Annotated in this window: 20 protein-coding genes; 10 read left to right on the forward strand and 10 right to left on the reverse strand. The window is 64.5% G+C overall.

Features of this window, described 5'->3' with window-relative positions; genetic code table 11:
* Positions 1 to 184: 184 nt before the first annotated feature.
* The 3 genes from zapE to ACFX5Q_RS28740 form a co-directional block, all read right to left on the reverse strand.
* Positions 185 to 1384: a cell division protein ZapE gene (gene zapE / locus ACFX5Q_RS28730; protein ID WP_404283345.1), complete on the reverse strand. Its 1200-nt coding sequence runs from the start codon at positions 1382 to 1384 to the stop codon at positions 185 to 187.
* Positions 1385 to 1473: 89 nt separating this feature from the next.
* Positions 1474 to 2013: an AprI/Inh family metalloprotease inhibitor gene (locus tag ACFX5Q_RS28735; protein WP_404283347.1), complete on the reverse strand. Its 540-nt coding sequence runs from the start codon at positions 2011 to 2013 to the stop codon at positions 1474 to 1476.
* Positions 2014 to 2277: 264 nt separating this feature from the next.
* Positions 2278 to 2721, reverse strand: a complete 444-nt coding sequence (locus ACFX5Q_RS28740; protein ID WP_404283349.1) for a VOC family protein — start codon at positions 2719 to 2721, stop codon at positions 2278 to 2280.
* A gap of 133 nt (positions 2722 to 2854) precedes the next feature.
* Between ACFX5Q_RS28740 and ACFX5Q_RS28745 the strand changes: the two genes are divergently transcribed.
* The 8 genes from ACFX5Q_RS28745 (at position 2855) to ACFX5Q_RS28780 (ending at position 10261) form a co-directional block, all read left to right on the forward strand.
* Positions 2855 to 3868, forward strand: coding sequence for an MBL fold metallo-hydrolase (locus tag ACFX5Q_RS28745; protein ID WP_404283350.1), 1014 nt, complete (start codon positions 2855 to 2857; stop codon positions 3866 to 3868).
* A 58-nt stretch (positions 3869 to 3926) separates the two neighbouring features.
* Positions 3927 to 4088, forward strand: a complete 162-nt coding sequence (locus ACFX5Q_RS28750) for a DUF1328 family protein (protein WP_120014473.1) — start codon at positions 3927 to 3929, stop codon at positions 4086 to 4088.
* A gap of 97 nt (positions 4089 to 4185) precedes the next feature.
* Complete coding sequence (gene dapF / locus ACFX5Q_RS28755) at positions 4186 to 5070, forward strand: diaminopimelate epimerase (RefSeq protein ID WP_404283352.1); 885 nt, start codon at positions 4186 to 4188, stop codon at positions 5068 to 5070.
* Positions 5070 to 6368: a tRNA (N(6)-L-threonylcarbamoyladenosine(37)-C(2))-methylthiotransferase MtaB gene (gene mtaB, locus ACFX5Q_RS28760; RefSeq protein WP_404283354.1), complete on the forward strand. Its 1299-nt coding sequence runs from the start codon at positions 5070 to 5072 to the stop codon at positions 6366 to 6368. Before dapF ends, mtaB begins: the two co-directional genes overlap by 1 nt.
* 12 nt (positions 6369 to 6380) lie before the next feature.
* Positions 6381 to 8327, forward strand: coding sequence for a signal recognition particle-docking protein FtsY (gene ftsY, locus ACFX5Q_RS28765; protein ID WP_404283355.1), 1947 nt, complete (start codon positions 6381 to 6383; stop codon positions 8325 to 8327).
* A gap of 60 nt (positions 8328 to 8387) precedes the next feature.
* Positions 8388 to 9056 (forward strand): septation protein A, encoded by a 669-nt coding sequence (locus tag ACFX5Q_RS28770; protein WP_006202673.1) that lies wholly within the window; start codon positions 8388 to 8390, stop codon positions 9054 to 9056.
* Between the two features lie 10 nt (positions 9057 to 9066).
* Complete coding sequence (locus ACFX5Q_RS28775; protein ID WP_404283356.1) at positions 9067 to 9687, forward strand: pyridoxamine 5'-phosphate oxidase family protein; 621 nt, start codon at positions 9067 to 9069, stop codon at positions 9685 to 9687.
* A 40-nt stretch (positions 9688 to 9727) separates the two neighbouring features.
* On the forward strand, positions 9728 to 10261 hold the full coding sequence (locus ACFX5Q_RS28780; protein ID WP_404283357.1) for an NADPH-dependent FMN reductase: 534 nt from the start codon (positions 9728 to 9730) through the stop codon (positions 10259 to 10261).
* A 12-nt stretch (positions 10262 to 10273) separates the two neighbouring features.
* On the opposite strand, the gene ACFX5Q_RS28785 is transcribed toward ACFX5Q_RS28780, so the two are convergent.
* On the reverse strand, positions 10274 to 11194 hold the full coding sequence (locus ACFX5Q_RS28785; protein ID WP_404283358.1) for an SMP-30/gluconolactonase/LRE family protein: 921 nt from the start codon (positions 11192 to 11194) through the stop codon (positions 10274 to 10276).
* Between the two features lie 285 nt (positions 11195 to 11479).
* Between ACFX5Q_RS28785 and ACFX5Q_RS28790 the strand changes: the two genes are divergently transcribed.
* Positions 11480 to 11647 carry a hypothetical protein gene (locus ACFX5Q_RS28790; protein ID WP_006202677.1) on the forward strand — a complete coding sequence of 56 codons (168 nt, stop codon included), beginning with the start codon at positions 11480 to 11482 and terminating at the stop codon, positions 11645 to 11647.
* 153 nt (positions 11648 to 11800) lie between these two features.
* On the opposite strand, the gene ACFX5Q_RS28795 is transcribed toward ACFX5Q_RS28790, so the two are convergent.
* The 5 genes from ACFX5Q_RS28795 to ccmA form a co-directional block, all read right to left on the reverse strand.
* Complete coding sequence (locus ACFX5Q_RS28795) at positions 11801 to 12373, reverse strand: DsbE family thiol:disulfide interchange protein (protein ID WP_404283435.1); 573 nt, start codon at positions 12371 to 12373, stop codon at positions 11801 to 11803.
* 2 nt (positions 12374 to 12375) lie between these two features.
* Positions 12376 to 12570 carry a heme exporter protein CcmD gene (gene ccmD, locus ACFX5Q_RS28800; protein WP_404283360.1) on the reverse strand — a complete coding sequence of 65 codons (195 nt, stop codon included), beginning with the start codon at positions 12568 to 12570 and terminating at the stop codon, positions 12376 to 12378.
* Positions 12567 to 12695: a hypothetical protein gene (locus tag ACFX5Q_RS28805; protein ID WP_404283361.1), complete on the reverse strand. Its 129-nt coding sequence runs from the start codon at positions 12693 to 12695 to the stop codon at positions 12567 to 12569. The genes ccmD and ACFX5Q_RS28805 overlap by 4 nt, the downstream gene beginning before the upstream one ends.
* A complete protein-coding gene (gene ccmB / locus ACFX5Q_RS28810) occupies positions 12695 to 13360 on the reverse strand; it encodes a heme exporter protein CcmB (RefSeq protein ID WP_404283362.1) in 666 nt (221 codons plus the stop codon). The genes ACFX5Q_RS28805 and ccmB overlap by 1 nt, the downstream gene beginning before the upstream one ends.
* A 223-nt stretch (positions 13361 to 13583) precedes the next feature.
* Positions 13584 to 14192: a heme ABC exporter ATP-binding protein CcmA gene (gene ccmA / locus ACFX5Q_RS28815; RefSeq protein ID WP_404283364.1), complete on the reverse strand. Its 609-nt coding sequence runs from the start codon at positions 14190 to 14192 to the stop codon at positions 13584 to 13586.
* 284 nt (positions 14193 to 14476) lie between these two features.
* Between ccmA and acnA the strand changes: the two genes are divergently transcribed.
* On the forward strand, positions 14477 to 17167 hold the full coding sequence (gene acnA / locus ACFX5Q_RS28820; protein ID WP_404283365.1) for an aconitate hydratase AcnA: 2691 nt from the start codon (positions 14477 to 14479) through the stop codon (positions 17165 to 17167).
* Between the two features lie 32 nt (positions 17168 to 17199).
* Here the strand turns inward: acnA and ACFX5Q_RS28825 are convergent, their stop codons facing one another.
* Positions 17200 to 17877, reverse strand: coding sequence for a ceramidase domain-containing protein (locus ACFX5Q_RS28825; protein WP_404283367.1), 678 nt, complete (start codon positions 17875 to 17877; stop codon positions 17200 to 17202).
* Between the last annotated feature and the right edge of the window lie 103 nt (positions 17878 to 17980).

Consider the following 17980-nt stretch of genomic DNA (forward strand, 5'->3'; position numbering starts at 1 on the left):
GTTCAGGTTGATGGTTCATTGGTGGGAAGGGGCCGAGCCATGCCGCGGCCTGTCCCAACAGGGACGACCAGGATCCTCTCGGCCTCCTTCCCACCTCAAACATAGCACTGAACGAACACACAGGATCTTAGGGTCTGCGGTCCGCTTTGTGTCGCTCCACCCTAGGATGACGAAGGCATGGCGGCTACGCCTGCGCCTGATGCGCTTCTGCCGGCGCCATCCTCGCCTTCAGCCGCTCCGCCCAATCCTCCAGCCAGTCGCGGCTCTGCATTTCGATCAGCCGCGAGGCCGTGCGCTCGAACTCGAACACCTCGTTGCCGCGCTTGGCCGTGTAAAGCGCCTGTGGCGGCGCTTCGGCGCTGACCACCAGCCGCACGTGATGGTCGTAGAGCGTGTCGATCAAAAGGATGAAGCGCTTGGCCTCGTTGCGCTTGCCTTCGCCGAGCACCGGCACATGGTCGATGAAGAGGGTCGAGAAGCGGCCGGCGATGGCCAGATAGTCGCGCGCACCGAGCGGCTTTTCGCAGAGATCGGCGAAGGAGAAGCGCGCCGCATCGCCAGCCGCGCGCGGCACCACCACCTGTCGGCCCTTCACCGTCAGCGCCGTCTCCATGGCCGGCCGGCCATGCGTCATCGCTTCCCAGGCCTGGTCGAGCACGGCATCGGCCGCCGCATCCGCCGGTGCGACATAGACCGGCATGCGACTGAGCTTTTCGACCCGGTAGTCCTTGTCGGCGTCGAGCGCAAGCACATCGGCGTGCCGCCCCAATATGCCGACGAAGGGCAGGAAAAGCTGCCGGTTCAGCCCGTCGCGGTAGAGGTCGTCTGGCACGACATTCGAGGTGGCGACCAGCACCACGCCATTGGCGAACAGCGCCGAAAACAGCCGCGACAGGATCATCGCATCGGCGATATCGGTGACCGAGAACTCGTCGAAGCACAGCACCCAGGCCTGTTCGGTCAGCGCGCGCGCCACCGGCGGGATCGGGTCGTCCTCCTTGACGTCGCCATTCTTGCGCGCCGCCCGGTGCTTCTGGATGCGGTCCTGTACATCGGCCATGAAGTCGTTGAAATGCACGCGGCGCTTGCGCCGGACCGGCAAGAGCTCGAAGAACATGTCCATCAGCATGGTCTTGCCGCGGCCGACGCCGCCATGGATGTAGAGGCCCTTGACCGCCGCGGGCGGCTGCTTGCGCGCGAACAGCCAGCCCAGCGCGCTCGACTTCTGCGCCAGCCGCTTGGCCGAGATCTCGTCGGTCAGCCGGTCGAGTGCGGCGGCGATGCGCTCCTGCGCCGGATCGCGCTCGATGGCGCCGGTCTCGACCAGATGGTCGTAGCGCTGCCTGACGGTCGCATGGGTCTGGAGGCCGTCACGCAGATGCATCGGTCACGTCGTTCTAGAGCAATTCCAGGAAAAGTGTGTAGCGGTTTTCCGTCCGGAATTGCGTAAAAACAAACAAGGGGCGGATCGGCCTATCTTGTAAGCGAGATCGGCAGGCCGGTGGAAGTCTGGCCGTCGAATTTCTCGCCGCCCGAGGAATAGAGGCGCGCCAGCGTGCCGCCATTCTCGTCGTAAAGCGTCAGCTGCTTGCCGGCGACGTTCCAGGACTTGATGCCGTCGATCGGCGCCGGGCAATGCAGCGGGCCGGCACGGTAGCCGGCGCCGAATTTGGTCTGTGGCGTCGCCACCTTGCAGCTCTGGCCCGACACGCTGGCGTTCCAGACGCCAGCGACGCTGGCCGCGGTCAGATCCGGTGCGCTGGCAGGCGCGGTACCGTCCGGCGGCAGCGAGGCGACCTGGCTGTTCGCCGGTGCCGTCGGGAACTGCGACGGGTCGGTGGTGCCAGGCGCGGCGGGCGGCGGCAGCTGGTTTCCCGTCACCGTTCCGGAAGGCGCCGGCGTCAGCGGCGCCGGCTGCTGGTCATCCATCGATGAGAATCGCGAGGTCGAACAGCCGCTTGCAACGAGCGCAGCAAGCGATACGGCCACCAGAGCGGTCTTCGAAAAAGTCATTCCAACCTCCGTCGGATCCGGCTTGGGGGACGCCGTCCGCGCAATCTCTCCCTCACCAAGATGGAGAAGGTGGCAGAATTTCAACCCGATATGGTTAAAATAGGGTTTTCGGCGCAATTGTTGCAGTTTTATCGCAACAGGCGTGTGACGCCTGTTGCGGTCCGGCCCGCGAATGCGCGGCATTTTGGACGTGAAAGCTAGGGCTATTTGTTTTTTGCGCAAATTCCGGACGGAAAACCGCCACGCACTTTTCCTGGAATTGCTCTACGCGGGGAGCGGCGTGCTCGGCACGAAAACGTATCCGTCTGGACCGACGATATGGCATTCGCGTAAGCCGTGCGGCTTGTCGATCGCCCCAGTGAGCACGATGTGGCCGAAGTCGCGCGCTTTGGCTTCAACCGCGTCCGGATCGGCGCCGTAAAGGCGAAGCTCGATGCCCGCGCCGCGCGTTTCCACCCCAGCGATGACGCCGGTCATCGGGTTCTCGAGATAGGAGTGGTCGGCATGCAGCATGAACACTGACCCCAGGAGTTCGATCGCGGCGAAATCCTCATCGGCATAGATGATCCGGGCGCCGAGCACGTCGCGGCAAAACGCTTCCATGGCCGGCATGTCGGTGACCAGAAGATTGACGCCGATGCCGCGTGGCAGCGAACGGCCGAAATCCTCGGCCTTCATCCACGGTGTCTTGGTCCGCCTCTTCGCCATGGTCGTCCTCTGCCTTGCCGCGATCCTAGCCGATGCAGGCCGCCAGCCCTTGGCATTCGCCCGCCAAATGCTTGCGCCAGACGCCCCAGACCCTATCTCAGGAAAAAGCGAACCCAGCGGGAGCGGGAGAAAAATGGCTGCGAGAAAGAGAGCCGCCAACCGCTATTATAGTGGCCCGCCCAGCGACCATTTCGACGGCACCTTGTTCTTCAATCCCGACGGCCAGCCGCCGGGCCGCTTTGCCGATCTGCTGAAATGGCAGTTGAGCGGCGAGCGCTCGAAATGGCCGGCGTCCGATCCGAGTCCGTTTCATCAGGCAAAGCCGGCAGAACGGATCGACGGATCAGGGCTGCGGCTGACCATGGTCGGCCATTCCTCCCTGCTGATCCAGATCGCCGGTCTGAACATCCTCACCGATCCGGTCTGGTCGCCGCGCGTCTCGCCGCTGTCCTTTGCCGGGCCGAAACGCGTCAATGCGCCGGGCATCGCCTTTTCGCAGTTGCCGTCGATCGACCTCGTACTGGTCAGCCACAACCATTACGACCATCTCGACCTCGCCACACTGGCACGGCTCAAGACGAAGCACGATCCGCAAGTGCTGACGCCGCTCGGCAACGACGCCATCATCGACGAAGCTGTGCCCGGCATGCGACTCACGGCACATGACTGGGGCGACAGGGTTGAAATCGGCGACGATGTCGCCGTCCATGTCGAGCCGGTGCATCACTGGTCGGCGCGCGGCGCGCGCGACCGGCGCATGGCGCTGTGGGCGGGTTTCGTCGTCGAAACCCCGGCCGGAAAGGTCTACTTCGCCGGCGACACCGGCTTTCATGGCGGCACCAACTACCGGCTGATGGCTGAGAAGCATGGTGGCTTCCGCCTCGCCATCCTGCCGATCGGCGCCTACGAGCCTCGCTGGTTCATGGCACCGCAGCACCAGAACCCGGAAGAGGCGGTGCAAGGCATGAAGCTGTGCAAAGCCGCCCATGCCGCCGGCTGCCACTGGGGCACGTTCCAGCTCACCAACGAGCCGATCGACGAGCCGGCCCGGAAACTGGCCGAAGCGCTGGACGCGGAGGGGGTGCTGCAAGAGCGGTTCCGCGCCTTGCGGCCGGGCGAGGTCTGGGACGTGCCGGAAAACGGCTGAGGAACCCAACTTTTGAAAACGCGTTGGTTCACAACGCAATTCGGCTGGGAGCCTTTCCATGATCAAGTGGATCATCATTCTACTGATTGTCGCCGCCGCTGCCAGCCTGCTCGGCATGCCCGCGCTGGCGGGTGCCGCCGCCACCGGCGCGCGCATCCTCATCGGCATCGTCCTCATCATCTTCCTGCTGCTCGTACTCGGCGTCTTCGCGGTAACGTAGGCGCGGCGTCTTCGCCGTCGCCAAAAGGCGTGGCACACTGGTAATTCCCGGCCGTTTCCGCCATATAGCGGCAAACGGACATGGAACCATCGGAGCAATGGCAGGCACCGCCCCCTTCGCCAAGATGAACGGCATCGGCAACGAGATCATCGTTGCCGACATGCGCAGCCGTGCCGATCGGGTGACGCCGGCCGCCGCCATAGCCCTGAATGCCGATGCTGCGACCAAGTTCGACCAGATCATGGCGATCCACGACGCCAGGACGCCGGGCACCGCATTCTTCATCGACATCTTGAATTCCGACGGCTCCGGCGCGCAGGCCTGCGGCAACGGCATGCGCTGCGTCGTCCAGGCGCTCGCCGCCGAGACCGGCCAGAAGATATTCACCTTCGAGACGGTCGCCGGCATCCTCAACGCCAGGGAACACGCCGACGGCACGATCTCGGTCGACATGGGCACGCCGCGCTTCGGCTGGCAGGATATCCCGCTGGCCGAGGAATTCCGCGACACCCGCATGATCGAATTGCAGATCGGCCCGATCGACGCGCCGGTGCTGCATTCGCCCTCGGTCGTCTCGATGGGCAACCCGCACGCCATCTTCTGGGTCGACAGCGATGTCTGGTCCTATGAACTCGACCGTTTCGGCCCGCTGCTCGAAAACCACCCGATCTTCCCCGAGCGCGCCAACATCACCATCGCGCAGGTGACCTCGCCGGAAACCATGGTCATCCGCACCTGGGAGCGCGGCGCCGGCCTGACCAAGGCCTGCGGCTCGGCCGCTTGCGCCGCGGTCGTCGCCGCCGCCCGCACCAAGCGCACCGGGCGCAGCGTGTCGCTGATGACACCGGGCGGTGGCTCGCTGCATGTCGAATGGCGCGACGACGACCACGTCATCCTGACCGGTGCCGCCGAATGGGAATTTTCCGGCAGTTTTGATCCGTCGACCGGCGCCTGGGCCCGCGACACCGAAAGCGCGGCCTGATGGGCGCTCTCACAAAGGGTGTCGACGTCGTCACCTTCGGCTGCCGGCTGAACACCTATGAATCCGAGGTGATGCGCCGCGAAGCCGAAAGCGCCGGCCTCGGCGAGCTGCAAGGCGGCGCCATCATCTTCAACACCTGCGCCGTCACCGGCGAGGCGGTGCGCCAGGCCAAGCAGTCGATCAGGAAAGCCCGCCGCGAAAACCCGGCCGCCCGCATCATCGTGACCGGCTGCGCCGCGCAGACCGAGCCGGGGAATTTCGTTGCCATGGACGAGGTCGATCTCGTGCTTGGCAATGAGGAGAAACTGAAGGCGCACTCCTATCGCGCGCTGCCGGATTTCGGCGTCAACGACACCGAGAAGGCGCGCGTCAACGACATCTTCTCGGTGCGCGAGACGGCCGGCCACATGGTCGATGCCATCGAGGGCCGGGCGCGCGCCTTCGTCCAGGTGCAGAACGGCTGCGACCACCGCTGCACCTTCTGCATCATCCCCTACGGCCGCGGCAATTCGCGCTCGGTGCCGATGGGCGCCGTGGTCGAGCAGGTCAAGCGTCTTGCCGGCAACGGATATGCCGAAATCGTGTTGACCGGCGTCGACATGACCAGTTTTGGCGCCGACCTGCCGGGCAGCCCAAAACTCGGCAAGCTGGTCAAGACGATCCTCAGGCAGGTGCCCGACGTGAAGCGGCTGCGTCTGTCCTCGATCGATTCGATCGAAGCCGATGACGATTTGCTCGATGCGATTGCCACCGAGCCGCGGCTGATGCCGCATCTGCATCTGTCGCTGCAGTCGGGCGACGACATGATCCTGAAGCGGATGAAGCGGCGCCATCTGCGCGACCAGTCGATCCGCTTCTGCGAGGATGTGCGCAAGCTGCGCCCCGGCATCGTCTTCGGCGCCGACATCATCGCCGGCTTCCCGACCGAGACCGAGGCGATGTTCGAGAACTCGGAAAAGATCGTCGAGGAATGCGGGCTGACGCATCTGCATGTCTTCCCGTTCAGCCCGCGCGAAGGCACGCCCGCCGCGCGCATGCCGCAGGTCCGCCGCGAGGTGGTCAAGCAGCGCGCCGCCCGACTGCGCGCCGCCGGCGAGGCCGCCTATCGCCGTCATCTCGCTACGCTCGCCGGCACGCGTCAGTCGATCCTGGTCGAGCGCGACGGGCTCGGCCGCACCGAAGGGTTTACGCTTGCCGCTATCGCTGCAGGTTCGCCGGGCGAGATTGTCGAGGCCGAGATCACCGGCCATGACGGCGCCCGCCTGATTGCCGCGCCGGCTACCGCCCGCGCCGCCTGAGAAACGCAAAGCATGGCTGGTTTTTTCAAGAAGATATTTTCGTTCGGCAAGAAGGAAGTGGTCGAGGAGCGGATCGACGAGACCGCACCGCTGCCGCCGATCAAATGGGACGCGCTGGACGCACTGCAACCGGCTGCCGAGCAGGTGTTGCCGGAGTTTTTGAAACGCGACGAGCCTGCGGCAGAGGTCGCGCCGCAGGCTGAACCGACGCCGCCTCCCGCTGTTGAGCCAGAAGCGCCGCCGGCACCGCAACCGGCCCCCGAGGAGCCAAAGCCCGAGCCGACCCCGACCATTCCACCGGCGCCGGAGCCGATTGTTCCGTCCGAGCCGGAACCTCTGCCGGAACCCGAGCCTATAGAAGAGCCGAAACCCGCTCCTGAGATACCTGCCGAGCCGCCAGCGCCTCAGGAAGTTCCTGCGCCCGTCGTTCCCGAGCCTGCCCCCGAACCGCAGCCTCAGGAAGTCCCGCCACCCGCGCCGGCCGAGCCAGAGATCGTCCCGTCACGCCCGGAAAGGCAGCCGGAACCAGCACCGGTCGAAGTGCCGACGCCTCCTGCAGAGGTCCCGGCGGAGACGCCCATACCGGTCGAGATACCACCATCGACTCCGTCTTCTGCGCCGCCATCTTCAGAGCTCAGCCCTGCCCCTCATCCGCCTGCCGGCACCTTCTCCCCGTATAGTGACGGGGAGAAGGGAGCTGATCGTAGCGCCAGCACCCCTCTTGCAGACATCAAAGAAGAAGCCTCAACGCTCGCGCCCCCCTCTCCCCGTCCTTCACGGGGAGAGGGTAAGGGTGAGGGGCAGCGCGAACCTGGCGATATTGGCCTCTCTTCTGCCGAAGCTGCACCATCGGCCGAAATCCCAGCGCCTATTCGCCAGCCATCGCCGGTTGAAGCACAGCCTGTCCTCGTCGAGATCGCACCTGAACTGCAGCCTATCCCACAACCAGCCCCCGAGCTGAAACCCGCTCCCGGCAAGGTGACCGTCTCCAAGAAGGTCGAGCAAAAGGCCGAGCCGCAGAAGGCGCCGGAGCCGGCGCCGAGGCGTTCCTGGTTCCAACGCATGAAGGACGGGCTTGCCCGTTCGTCCCGCGAACTCTCCGGCAACATCGCCGGCGTCTTCACCAAGCGCAAGCTGGACGAGGACACTCTGCAGGATCTGGAGGACGTGCTGATCCGCGCAGACCTTGGCCTGGAGACGGCCTTGCGCGTTACCGACGCGCTGGCCTCCAGCCGCTACGGCAAAGACGTCTCCGATACCGAGGTGCGCGCCGTGATGGCGGCCGAGGTGGAGAAGGTGCTGACCCATGTCGCCATACCGCTGGAGCTCGACCTCTCGCACAAGCCGCATGTCATCCTGGTGGTCGGCGTCAACGGCACCGGCAAGACCACGACCATCGGCAAGCTGGCGGCAAAGCTGACCGATAGTGGCGTGTCGGTGATGCTCGCCGCTGGCGACACGTTTCGCGCCGCGGCGATCGAGCAGCTCAAGATCTGGGGCGAGCGGACGAAGTCGCCGGTCATCGCCTCGAAAATCGGCGCCGATGCCGCCGGCCTCGCCTACGACGCCTTCGAGAAGGCCAAGGAGGCCGGCTCCGACGTGCTGATCATCGACACCGCCGGCCGGCTGCAGAACAAGACCGAACTGATGGCCGAACTTGAAAAGATCGTCCGCGTGCTGGGCAAGCTCGATCCGGAGGCGCCGCATACCGTGCTGCAAACGGTCGACGCCACCACCGGCCAGAACGCGCTCAACCAGGTCGAAATCTTCCGCAATGTTGCTGGCGTCAATGGCCTGGTGATGACCAAGCTGGACGGCACTGCGCGTGGGGGTATTCTGGTGGCGATCGCGGCAAAGCACAAATTGCCGGTCTATTTCATCGGCGTCGGCGAACAGGTCGACGACCTAGAACCTTTCTCGGCAAGCGAATTCGCGAGGGCGATCGCTGGAGTGGCCTAACAAGCGTGATCTCGAAAGGCGCAAGCTTTTTGGATTGGATCGCGCGCAAGAAGGAAGCCTATGAACCCGCCCATCCTTGAACGCGACCCGTCCGATCCGCAGAAACAAAAGAAAGAAGCCGTCAACCCGGTGCTCAAGCTGGCGCTCGAGCTCGGCCCGCTGCTGGTGTTCTTCTTCGCCAATGCGCGCAGCGGATGGCTGGTGCAGAAATTTCCCGTGCTGGCCGAATTCGGCGGCCCGATCTTCGTCGCCACCGGCCTGTTCATGGCCGCGACCGCGATCGCGCTGATCGCCTCCTGGCTGCTCACCCGCACTCTGCCGATCATGCCGATGGTGTCGGGCGTCGTCGTCTTCATTTTCGGCGCGCTGACGCTCTATCTGCAGGACGACGTCTTCATCAAGATGAAGCCGACAATCGTCAACACTCTGTTCGGCGGCGTGCTGCTCGGCGGCCTGTTCTTCGGCCGGTCGCTGCTCGGCTACGTCTTCGATTCCGCCTTCAGCCTCGATGCCGAAGGCTGGAAGAAGCTCACCTTCCGCTGGGGGCTGTTTTTCCTGTTCCTGGCCCTCGTCAACGAAGTGGTGTGGCGGAATTTTTCGACCGACGCCTGGGTTACCTTCAAGGTCTGGGGCATCATGCCGATCACGCTGCTGTTCACCTTCAGCCAGATGCCGCTGATCCTGCGCCATTCGCTCGAGGACAAGACCGAAGAGAAGGCCGGCAAGTAGGGAGACCGGGATGGACTTCGTCACCACGCGCGACGAGCTGAGGACGATCTACAAGGCGCCCCGGCCGACCGACGGCTCCATCCGTAAGGAACAGAAGGTGCTCGACGGCCACTGCCGCTCCTTCATCGGCAAGAGCCCTTTCGTGCTGATCGGTTCCTCCGACGGCGCCGGCAATGCCGATGTGACGCCGAAGGGCGACAAACCGGGCTTTACCGCCGTGCTCGACGACAGGACCATCGCCATCCCCGACCGGCCCGGCAACAACCGGTTGGACACGCTGGAAAACATCATCCGCAATCCGTCCATCGGGCTGCTCTTCCTCATCCCCGGCATGAACGAGACGCTGCGCGTCAATGGCGATGCCCGCATCACCGTCGATGCCGGCTTGCGCGAACGCCTCGCGATCGACGGCAAGGCGCCGCAAAGCGTCGTCGTGGTGTCGGTCAGAGCCGCCTACATGCATTGCGCCAAGGCCTTCATGCGCTCCGATCTGTGGAAACCCGAGACCTGGTACGACCGCGCCACGCTGCCCACCCTCGGCCAGATCATGCGCGACCAGCTGGCGCTGGCCGACACCGCGGGGGATATCGACCGCGAGCTGGACGAGGATTACCGCAAGACCCTGTGGTAGCTTTTGAGAACGATTCTCCGTTCACCCGGCTCGCATCCCTTTGATCGAAATCCTCGCCATCTCCGGCAGCCTGCGCGCCGCCTCGACCAATTCGGCCCTCGTCGCGGCGCTGGCCGCGAACGCGCCTTCGGATTGCCGTGTCAGCCTCTATGACGGGCTTGGCCGGCTGCCGATCTTCAACCCCGACGACGAGGGCGAACGCACGCCGCCGGAGGCATCAAGGCTGATCGACGCCGTCACCCGCGCCGACGGCGTCATCGTCTCCTGCCCCGAATACGCCCATGGCGTGCCGGGCGGGCTGAAGAACGCGCTCGACTGGCTGGTGTCGCGCGATGCCGCCGTCGACAAGCCGGCGATGCTGGTGCACGCCTCGCCGCGCTCGCTGTTTGCCCGCGCTGCACTCGCCGACATCATGCGCATGATGTCGTTCGCGCTCTATGAAGATACCGCACTCGAGATCGTCCTGATCGGCAAGAAGCCGCCGGAGATGGACAAGATCCTGGCCGAGCCGGCAAGCCGGCTGGCCATGCGCGAGGCGGTTTCGGCCTTCGCCGGCTTCATCGGCGCCCGCTGAACGACATGAGGTTCAAAACGTCTTGGCGCCGTTGACCATCAGCCGGACCATGTAGAGCGAGCTCGTACCGGCGATGTAGAGGCAGTTGCGCTTGTTGCCGCCGAACACGCAATTGGCGGTGACTTCGGGCACTTTGACCTTGCCGATCAGCGTCCCGTCCGGATCGTAGCAATGGATACCGTCGGCCGCACTCGTCCAGATGCGCCCGTCCTCGTCGAGCCGGAAGCCGTCGAACATGCCGGAGGTGCAGTCGGCGAACACCTTGTCGCCGGAAACCTTCTTGCCGCCCTTGCCGACATTGAACACGCGCATATGAGCGGGGTTCTTCGCGCCATGCGTACGGCCGGTGTCGACGACATAGAGCTTGCTTTCGTCGAGCGAGAACGCCAGCCCGTTGGGCCTGACCATGTCGGTGATCACGGCTTCGATCTCGCCGCTGCCGGGATCGACCCGGTAGACATGGCAGGCACCGATCTCGCTCTCGGCCTTGTCCCCCTCATAATCGGTGTCGATACCGTAGGTCGGATCGGTGAACCAGATCGAGCCGTCGGACTTCACCACCGCGTCGTTGGGCGAATTCAGCCGCTTGCCGCGCCATTTGTCGGCGATGGTGATGATGGAGCCGTCATGTTCGGTGCGGCTGACGCGGCGGCCCGAATGCTCGCAGGTCACCAGCCGGCCCTGCCGGTCGACAGTGTTGCCGTTGGAATTGGCGGAGGGCTGGCGGAAGACGCTGACATTGCCGTCGGTTTCGTCGTAGCGCAGCATGCGGTTGTTGGGGATGTCGGACCACACGACATAGCGGCCGGCGGCGAACCAGGCCGGGCCTTCCGCCCACTGGCAGCCGGTGAACAGCTTTTCCACTTGCGCGTTGGAGTTGAACAGCCGCGCGAAACGCGGATCGAAAACTTCATAATAGTCTGCGGCGGCCATGCTTTTCCTCCCGGCACTTGAGATCGGGCGCGATCAAGCCAGCCGGCGGCCGATCTGGCAAGATCGATGATGAGTGCTTCACCGCATCTTGAGGTCTCGTAGCAAGACCGGGGTGACGCCGCCTTGCGGGAATTGCGGGTAAGGGCCGGTTAACCGGCTATGCACTGGGCGCAATGGTGCATTGCAACATATTCTTTTTGCAACGCACCATTACTATGTCATGGTTCGTATCGATCAAGGGAGGAACAATTCGCCGCCAGAACGCGGCACGAAAGGAACCTTGCTATGATCATCGACAGCCTCATGACCCGCGCTCGCCAGAGCATTGCCAAGCGCAAGCACTACAACCGCCTCGTCGCCGAAATCGACAGCTTCACCGCCCGCGACCTGGCCGACATGCGCGCCGACCGCTCGGAAATGCTCTACCAGATCCACAAGCAGATCTACGGCTGAACTTTTAGTCGAAAGACTCGGTCCGGCACGTTGAGATTCAGGTCAGGCCGAGTCGAGAATGGTGGGTTCCGAGAACCGGAGCGGAGCGTACTTAAGTACGTGAGCACCGGAAGCGCAGGAAACCGCCGTTCGTAGGCCGGCATCACCTGAATATCAGCGTGCCGCCAGAGCTTTTTCGATCTGCGGCAACAGCAGCGTCTCAGCCGACTCGGCCGTCAGCGGACCGACATGCTTGTAGGCGATCTTGCCGTCCTTGCCGACGACGAAGGTTTCCGGCACGCCATAGACGCCCCAGTCGATCGCCGCGCGTCCGGCTTCGTCGACGCCGATCGCCTGGAACGGATTGCCGAGCTCGCCGAGAAAGCGGCGGGCATTTTCCGGTTCGTCCTTGTAGTTCAGCGCCGCCGTGACGAAGCGCTTGTCCTGCGACAGGGCCAGCAGCACCGGATGCTCCTCGCGGCACGGCGCGCACCATGACGCAAAGACATTGACCAGCGTCACCTTGCCGGCGAACTGTTTCGAATCGAGACCGGGCAGGTTGGTGCCTTCGAGCGCCGGCAGATTGGTTTGCGGCGCCGGCAGGCCGATCAGCGCCGACGGCACTTCCGAAACATCGCGGCCGGACAGAAGCTGCAACAGGAACAGCCCCGCCAGGCCGAGGAAGATCACCAGCGGCAACAGCACGATCAGGCGGCGACGGGCCGGCGCCGGCGTTTCGCTCTCCATGCTCATGACTTGGCGCCTTTTTCCCGGGCACCTTTGTCGCCGGCGCCCTTGGAGCGGCGGCGCACGCCGGCCGCCTCCAGTTCTGCCAGGTCGCGCTTGCGCCCGCGCTGGTCGATCAATATCCAGCCGATCAGCCCGGCCAGCACGATCGCCGTGATGGCATAGGCGGCAGTCACATAGAGCGCGTGCACGCTCACGCCAGCTGCTCCGCGCGGGCGTCCGACCCAACCATGTCGCCGTGTTCGATCATGCCTTCCCTTAGCCTTGCCGTTCCGGCTTCGCAATCGGCCGCCGCGCCGCAGCCGTCCACGGCCCAATGCATCAGTCGGTCCCGTGGCGCAGCGCCAGCGCTGCGGCCACCGGCCCCAGCACGGCAAGAAACAGGGTCAGCGCGGCGAGAATGAGGAAGGGCTGCAGGAACGGATCGGGGTCCGCCACCGCGCCATAGCTTGCCGAGACGCCGAAGATCAGCACCGGGATGGTCAGCGGCAGCACCAGCACCGAGATCAGCAACCCGCCGCGCGGCAGGGCCACCGCCACGGCGGCGCCCGCCGCTCCGATGAAAGTAATCGCCGGCGTGCCGACCAGAAGGGTCAGCGCGGTTGCGCCGATGCCGATCGGCGCCATATTCATGAACAGGCCGAGCAGGGGCGCGGCGACCACCAGCGGCAGCACGCTGCCAGCCCAGTGGGCCAGGCATTTCACCAACACCGTCAGCGCCAGCATGTGGCGGTCGTGGCCCAGCACCAGAAGATCGAGCGAGCCATCTTCGCGATCGGCCTGGAACAGCCGGTCGAGGCCGAGCAGGCAGGCGAGCAGGGCCGCGATCCACAGGATCGCCGGACCGATGCGGGCCAGCAGATTGAGGTCCGGCCCGACGCCGAAGGGAATCGTGGCGATGACGGCGAGGAAGAAGATCACGCCGGTCAGCGCCCCGCCGCCAGCACGGATGGAGAGGTGGATGTCGCGGAGGAAGAGCGACCACATTAGGATGCGGGCCCTTGATGGTGGCAACGCGAAATGTAGCGTTCCTTCGCGCCTCCCTCTGTCCTGCCGGACATCTCCCCCACTTGGGGGGAGATCGGCCGTCGTCCGGGCTTTCGCCAATCGCCAACGTTGCAAGGGTGCGCGGGGCGCTGAAGCCGCCAATCTCCCCCCTCGTGGGGGAGATGTCCGGCAGGACAGAGGGGGGCGTGACGGAGCGCCGACATCAAACGGTCTCCCCCATGACCAACGCCTTCGCCCCATCCAGCCCCAATGGCAAATGCGTTGCTGCTATGATGATCCCCCCTTGCCGACGGTGATCCGTCATCACCCCGCCAAACCGTGCCTCCGACGCCTTGTCCAACCCAGCCGTCGGCTCATCCAGCAGCCACAGCGGCCGCCTGCTCACCAGCAGCTTCGCGATCGAAGCCCGTCGCCTCTGCCCTGTCGAGAGATAGCCGAACGGCAAATGGCCGATCCCACCGAGCCCGACAGTCTCCAGCGCCTCTTCAACACTCAACAAACCTGCACCGGCAAAATCCCGCCAGAAGCGCAAATTCTCCGCCACGCTGAGCACCGTCTTCATCGCGTTCTGATGGCCGAGATAGTGGCAGGCCGAAGCAATCGACGGGAAATCCTCGCCACCGCCTTCGATCGACACGCGGCCTCCCGCCACCGGAAGCAGCCCGGCGATGACCCTGAGCAGCGTCGACTTGCCGGCGCCGTTTGGCCCGGTGACGACCAGCGCCTCGCCTTTTTCCAGGGCGAAGCCGATGCCGGAGAAGACCGTCTCGCCGCCGCGTTCGCCGCCCAGATTTTCGGCGATCAGCCGCATTCGTTCCCCTTCGCCGAAAGTCCAAGCGCCGCTTCGGTGCGCCGCAGCGAAAATGGCGATTCCGTGTCTAGAACTATTCCAGGAAATTCTCTATATCCGGGTCATCCGTGCCAGCGGTCGGCACGGGAACAGAATTAGCGCCGAACCAGCGCACGCGCCGCCTTGAACGGCTCGGGTTGGCTGGGAACGGACAGCGGAAATGGCCGTACCCGCACCTTTGCGCGTGATTGCATGCCATCGGCGTCCGTTCCCTTTCAGGCTGAACAGACAAGGACGGATCGCACGTGTCAAAATCCCTCGATAGTTTCAACTGCCGCCGCACCCTGACTGTGGGTGGCGCGGACTATGTCTATTTCGACCTCATCGAGGCCGAAAAGAACGGCCTTACCGGCATCGCCCAGCTGCCCTATTCGATGAAAGTGCTGCTGGAGAACCTTTTGCGCAATGAGGACGGGCGCTCCGTCACCAAGGAAAGCATCCAGGCTGTCGCCGGCTGGCTGACCGACAAGGGTACCGCAGGCGTCGAGATCGCCTATCGCCCGGCCCGCGTCCTGATGCAGGATTTCACCGGCGTTCCGGCGGTGGTAGACCTTGCCGCCATGCGCGACGCCATGGCCTCGCTTGGCGGTGACCCGCAGAAGATCAACCCACTGGTGCCGGTCGATCTCGTCATCGACCATTCCGTCATCGTCGACGAATTCGGCACGCCGATGGCTTTCGCCCGCAATGTCGAGCTCGAATACGAGCGCAACGAAGAACGCTACAAATTCCTGAAATGGGGCCAGCAGGCGTTCCGCAATTTCCGCGTCGTGCCGCCCGGCACCGGCATCTGCCACCAGGTCAATCTCGAATATCTCGGCCAGGTCGTCTGGACCAACGCCGAGGACGGCGAAACCACGGCCTATCCCGACACCTGCGTCGGCACCGATTCGCACACCACCATGATCAACGGTCTTGGCGTGCTCGGCTGGGGCGTCGGCGGTATCGAAGCCGAGGCCGCAATGCTCGGCCAGCCGGTTTCCATGCTGTTGCCGGAAGTCATCGGCTTCCGTCTCACCGGCAGGCTCAAGGAAGGCGTCACCGCCACCGACCTCGTGCTCACCGTCACCCAGATGCTGCGCAAGAAGGGCGTCGTCGGCAAGTTCGTCGAGTTCTTCGGCCCCGGCCTGTCCAACATGACGCTGGCCGACCGCGCCACCATCGGCAACATGGCGCCGGAATATGGCGCCACCTGCGGCTTCTTCCCGGTCGACTCTGAAACCATCCGCTACCTGACCATGTCCGGCCGCGAGGAAAACCGCATAGCGCTGGTCGAGGCCTATTCCAAGGCGCAAGGCCTGTGGCGTGACACCGGATCGGCCGACCCGGTCTTCACCGACCTGCTCGAACTCGAGCTCGGCGACGTCGTGCCGTCGATGGCCGGTCCCAAGCGTCCGGAAGGCCGCGTCGCGCTCGAAGGCATCCCGGCCGGCTTCGCCAAGGCGATGGAGACCGAATACAAGAAGGCCGCCGAGATCTCCAAGCGCTATGCCGTCGAAGGCACTTCCCATGATCTCGGCCATGGCGACGTCGTCATCGCCGCCATCACCTCCTGCACCAACACCTCCAATCCGAGCGTGCTGATCGGCGCCGGCCTGCTCGCCCGCAACGCCAACCGGCTTGGCCTCAAGCAGAAGCCGTGGGTGAAAACCTCGCTTGCGCCGGGCAGCCAGGTGGTTGCCGAATATCTGGAGAAATCCGGCCTGCAGAAGGAGCTCGACCAGATCGGCTTCAACCTGGTCGGCTTCGGCTGCACCACCTGCATCGGCAATTCCGGCCCGCTGCCGGCGCCGATTTCCAAGACCATCAACGATAAGGGCCTGATTGCTGCCGCAGTCCTGTCCGGCAACCGCAATTTCGAAGGCCGCGTCTCGCCCGACGTGCAGGCGAACTATCTGGCGTCGCCGCCGCTGGTTGTCGCCCATGCGCTGGCCGGCACCGTGACCAAGGACTTGACCACCGAGCCGCTCGGCGAGGACAAGAACGGCGAGCCGGTCTATCTCAAGGACATCTGGCCGAGCTCGGCCGAGATCCAGGAGTTCATCGAGAAGAACGTCACGCGCGAGCTGTTCGCCCGCAAATATGCCGACGTCTTCAAGGGCGACGAGTACTGGCAGAAGGTCAAGGCGCCGGAGGGCCAGACCTATGCCTGGGACGACAACTCGACCTATGTGCAGAACCCGCCCTATTTCGCCGGCATGACGTCGGGCTTCGGCAAGATCGGCGACATCAAGGGCGCGCGCGTGCTTGGCCTGTTCGGCGACAAGATCACCACCGACCACATTTCGCCGGCAGGCTCCATCAAGGCCGCTTCGCCGGCGGGAAAATACCTGACCGACCATGGCGTCGGCGTTGCCGACTTCAACCAGTACGGCACGCGCCGCGGCAACCATGAGGTGATGATGCGCGGCACCTTCGCCAACATCCGCATCCGCAACCACATGCTGGGCGAGAACGGCCGCGAGGGCGGCTACACGATCCACTACCCGTCGAAGGAAGAGACGTCGATCTACGACGCCGCGATGGAGTACAAGAAGGACGGCGTGCCGCTGGTCATCTTCGCCGGCGTCGAATACGGCAACGGTTCGTCGCGCGACTGGGCCGCCAAGGGTACCAATCTCTTGGGTGTCCGCGCGGTCATCGCCCAGTCCTTCGAGCGCATCCACCGCTCGAACCTGGTCGGCATGGGCGTCATCCCCTTCGTCTTCGAGGATGGCACGTCATGGGCCTCGCTCAACTTGAAGGGCGATGAGCTGGTCGAGATCGACGGGCTGAGCGCCATCAAACCGCGCCAGAAGATGGCCGCCAAGGTCACTTACGGCGACGGCACGGTGAAGAACGTGCCGATCATCTGCCGCATCGATACGCTGGACGAGCTCGACTACTTCAAGAACGGCGGCATCCTGCAATACGTGCTGCGCGATCTCGCGGCATAGGAAGGGAATAAGGCAGTAGGGAATAGAACCCCCTACTGCCTGCTGCCTACTTTCGGCTCTCCATACCGCGCCGCCGCGGCCAGAAGCACGCCGAGCATCAGGCCGTTCAGGATGTGCCACAGGAAATGCGTGCCGAGCGGGAAGCTGCCGCAGACCAGCGGATCGGCCATACGGCAGATGACCGAGACGACGAAGATCGCCAAGGCCGCCAGATTATAGCGGCCGGCGCCGCTGCCGCTCAACGCTGTCCATGTGCCGAGGAAGGCAAGCGCCAGGAAGGGCGCCAGATAGCCGGTCGTGCCGTTCGAGGCCTGCCGCAGCCAGTCCGGCACCGCCCATGTCAGCAGCCCGGCGATGGCGTAGAAGGCGACGAAGATGGCGATCGCCTTGCCCCATTCCATGCCGAGGAGGCGACGCAGCGTGAACAACGTGTAGGCGAGCGTGAAACCGGCGATCGGCAGCACGTCGGCCCAGATCGTGGCTCGGATGGCGAAGGTATGGAACAGCATCGAGCCGATGCCGATCGCCACCACCCACCAGGCCAGCACTTCGGCGAAAGTGCCGGTGCCATGCCGGCGCACCTCACGCACACCCCACAGACCGGCGGCAAGAAACGCAAGATTTGTCAGAGCATTGACCGGTTCGGCCCAAAGTTCCGGGCCTGTCCGTTCACAATAAAGATCGACCGGCGTCAGGAGAGTTTGCCACATGCTGAAGCCGCCGCCACCAATCGAACCGCACCGCAAAGTGCAGACGCCTCTCCTATTGCGGGCTTGCCTTCAGTTGCAACCACAAAATTTCACCGCAACGTGA

Origin of the sequence: Mesorhizobium sp. IMUNJ 23033 (assembly GCF_044778005.1) — a bacterium.
GTDB lineage: Bacteria > Pseudomonadota > Alphaproteobacteria > Rhizobiales > Rhizobiaceae > Mesorhizobium > Mesorhizobium amorphae_A.

Coding starts and splice junctions, on each gene's coding strand:
- zapE (WP_404283345.1), bottom strand. CDS start 1,384: ATGCATCTGCGTGACGGCCTCCAGACCCATGCGACCGTCAGGCAGCGC.
- ACFX5Q_RS28735 (WP_404283347.1), bottom strand. CDS start 2,013: ATGACTTTTTCGAAGACCGCTCTGGTGGCCGTATCGCTTGCTGCGCTC.
- ACFX5Q_RS28740 (WP_404283349.1), bottom strand. CDS start 2,721: ATGGCGAAGAGGCGGACCAAGACACCGTGGATGAAGGCCGAGGATTTC.
- ACFX5Q_RS28745 (WP_404283350.1), top strand. CDS start 2,855: ATGGCTGCGAGAAAGAGAGCCGCCAACCGCTATTATAGTGGCCCGCCC.
- ACFX5Q_RS28750 (WP_120014473.1), top strand. CDS start 3,927: ATGATCAAGTGGATCATCATTCTACTGATTGTCGCCGCCGCTGCCAGC.
- dapF (WP_404283352.1), top strand. CDS start 4,186: ATGGCAGGCACCGCCCCCTTCGCCAAGATGAACGGCATCGGCAACGAG.
- mtaB (WP_404283354.1), top strand. CDS start 5,070: ATGGGCGCTCTCACAAAGGGTGTCGACGTCGTCACCTTCGGCTGCCGG.
- ftsY (WP_404283355.1), top strand. CDS start 6,381: ATGGCTGGTTTTTTCAAGAAGATATTTTCGTTCGGCAAGAAGGAAGTG.
- ACFX5Q_RS28770 (WP_006202673.1), top strand. CDS start 8,388: ATGAACCCGCCCATCCTTGAACGCGACCCGTCCGATCCGCAGAAACAA.
- ACFX5Q_RS28775 (WP_404283356.1), top strand. CDS start 9,067: ATGGACTTCGTCACCACGCGCGACGAGCTGAGGACGATCTACAAGGCG.
- ACFX5Q_RS28785 (WP_404283358.1), bottom strand. CDS start 11,194: ATGGCCGCCGCAGACTATTATGAAGTTTTCGATCCGCGTTTCGCGCGG.
- ACFX5Q_RS28790 (WP_006202677.1), top strand. CDS start 11,480: ATGATCATCGACAGCCTCATGACCCGCGCTCGCCAGAGCATTGCCAAG.
- ACFX5Q_RS28795 (WP_404283435.1), bottom strand. CDS start 12,373: ATGGAGAGCGAAACGCCGGCGCCGGCCCGTCGCCGCCTGATCGTGCTG.
- ACFX5Q_RS28805 (WP_404283361.1), bottom strand. CDS start 12,695: ATGCATTGGGCCGTGGACGGCTGCGGCGCGGCGGCCGATTGCGAAGCC.
- ccmB (WP_404283362.1), bottom strand. CDS start 13,360: ATGTGGTCGCTCTTCCTCCGCGACATCCACCTCTCCATCCGTGCTGGC.
- ccmA (WP_404283364.1), bottom strand. CDS start 14,192: ATGCGGCTGATCGCCGAAAATCTGGGCGGCGAACGCGGCGGCGAGACG.
- ACFX5Q_RS28825 (WP_404283367.1), bottom strand. CDS start 17,877: ATGTGGCAAACTCTCCTGACGCCGGTCGATCTTTATTGTGAACGGACA.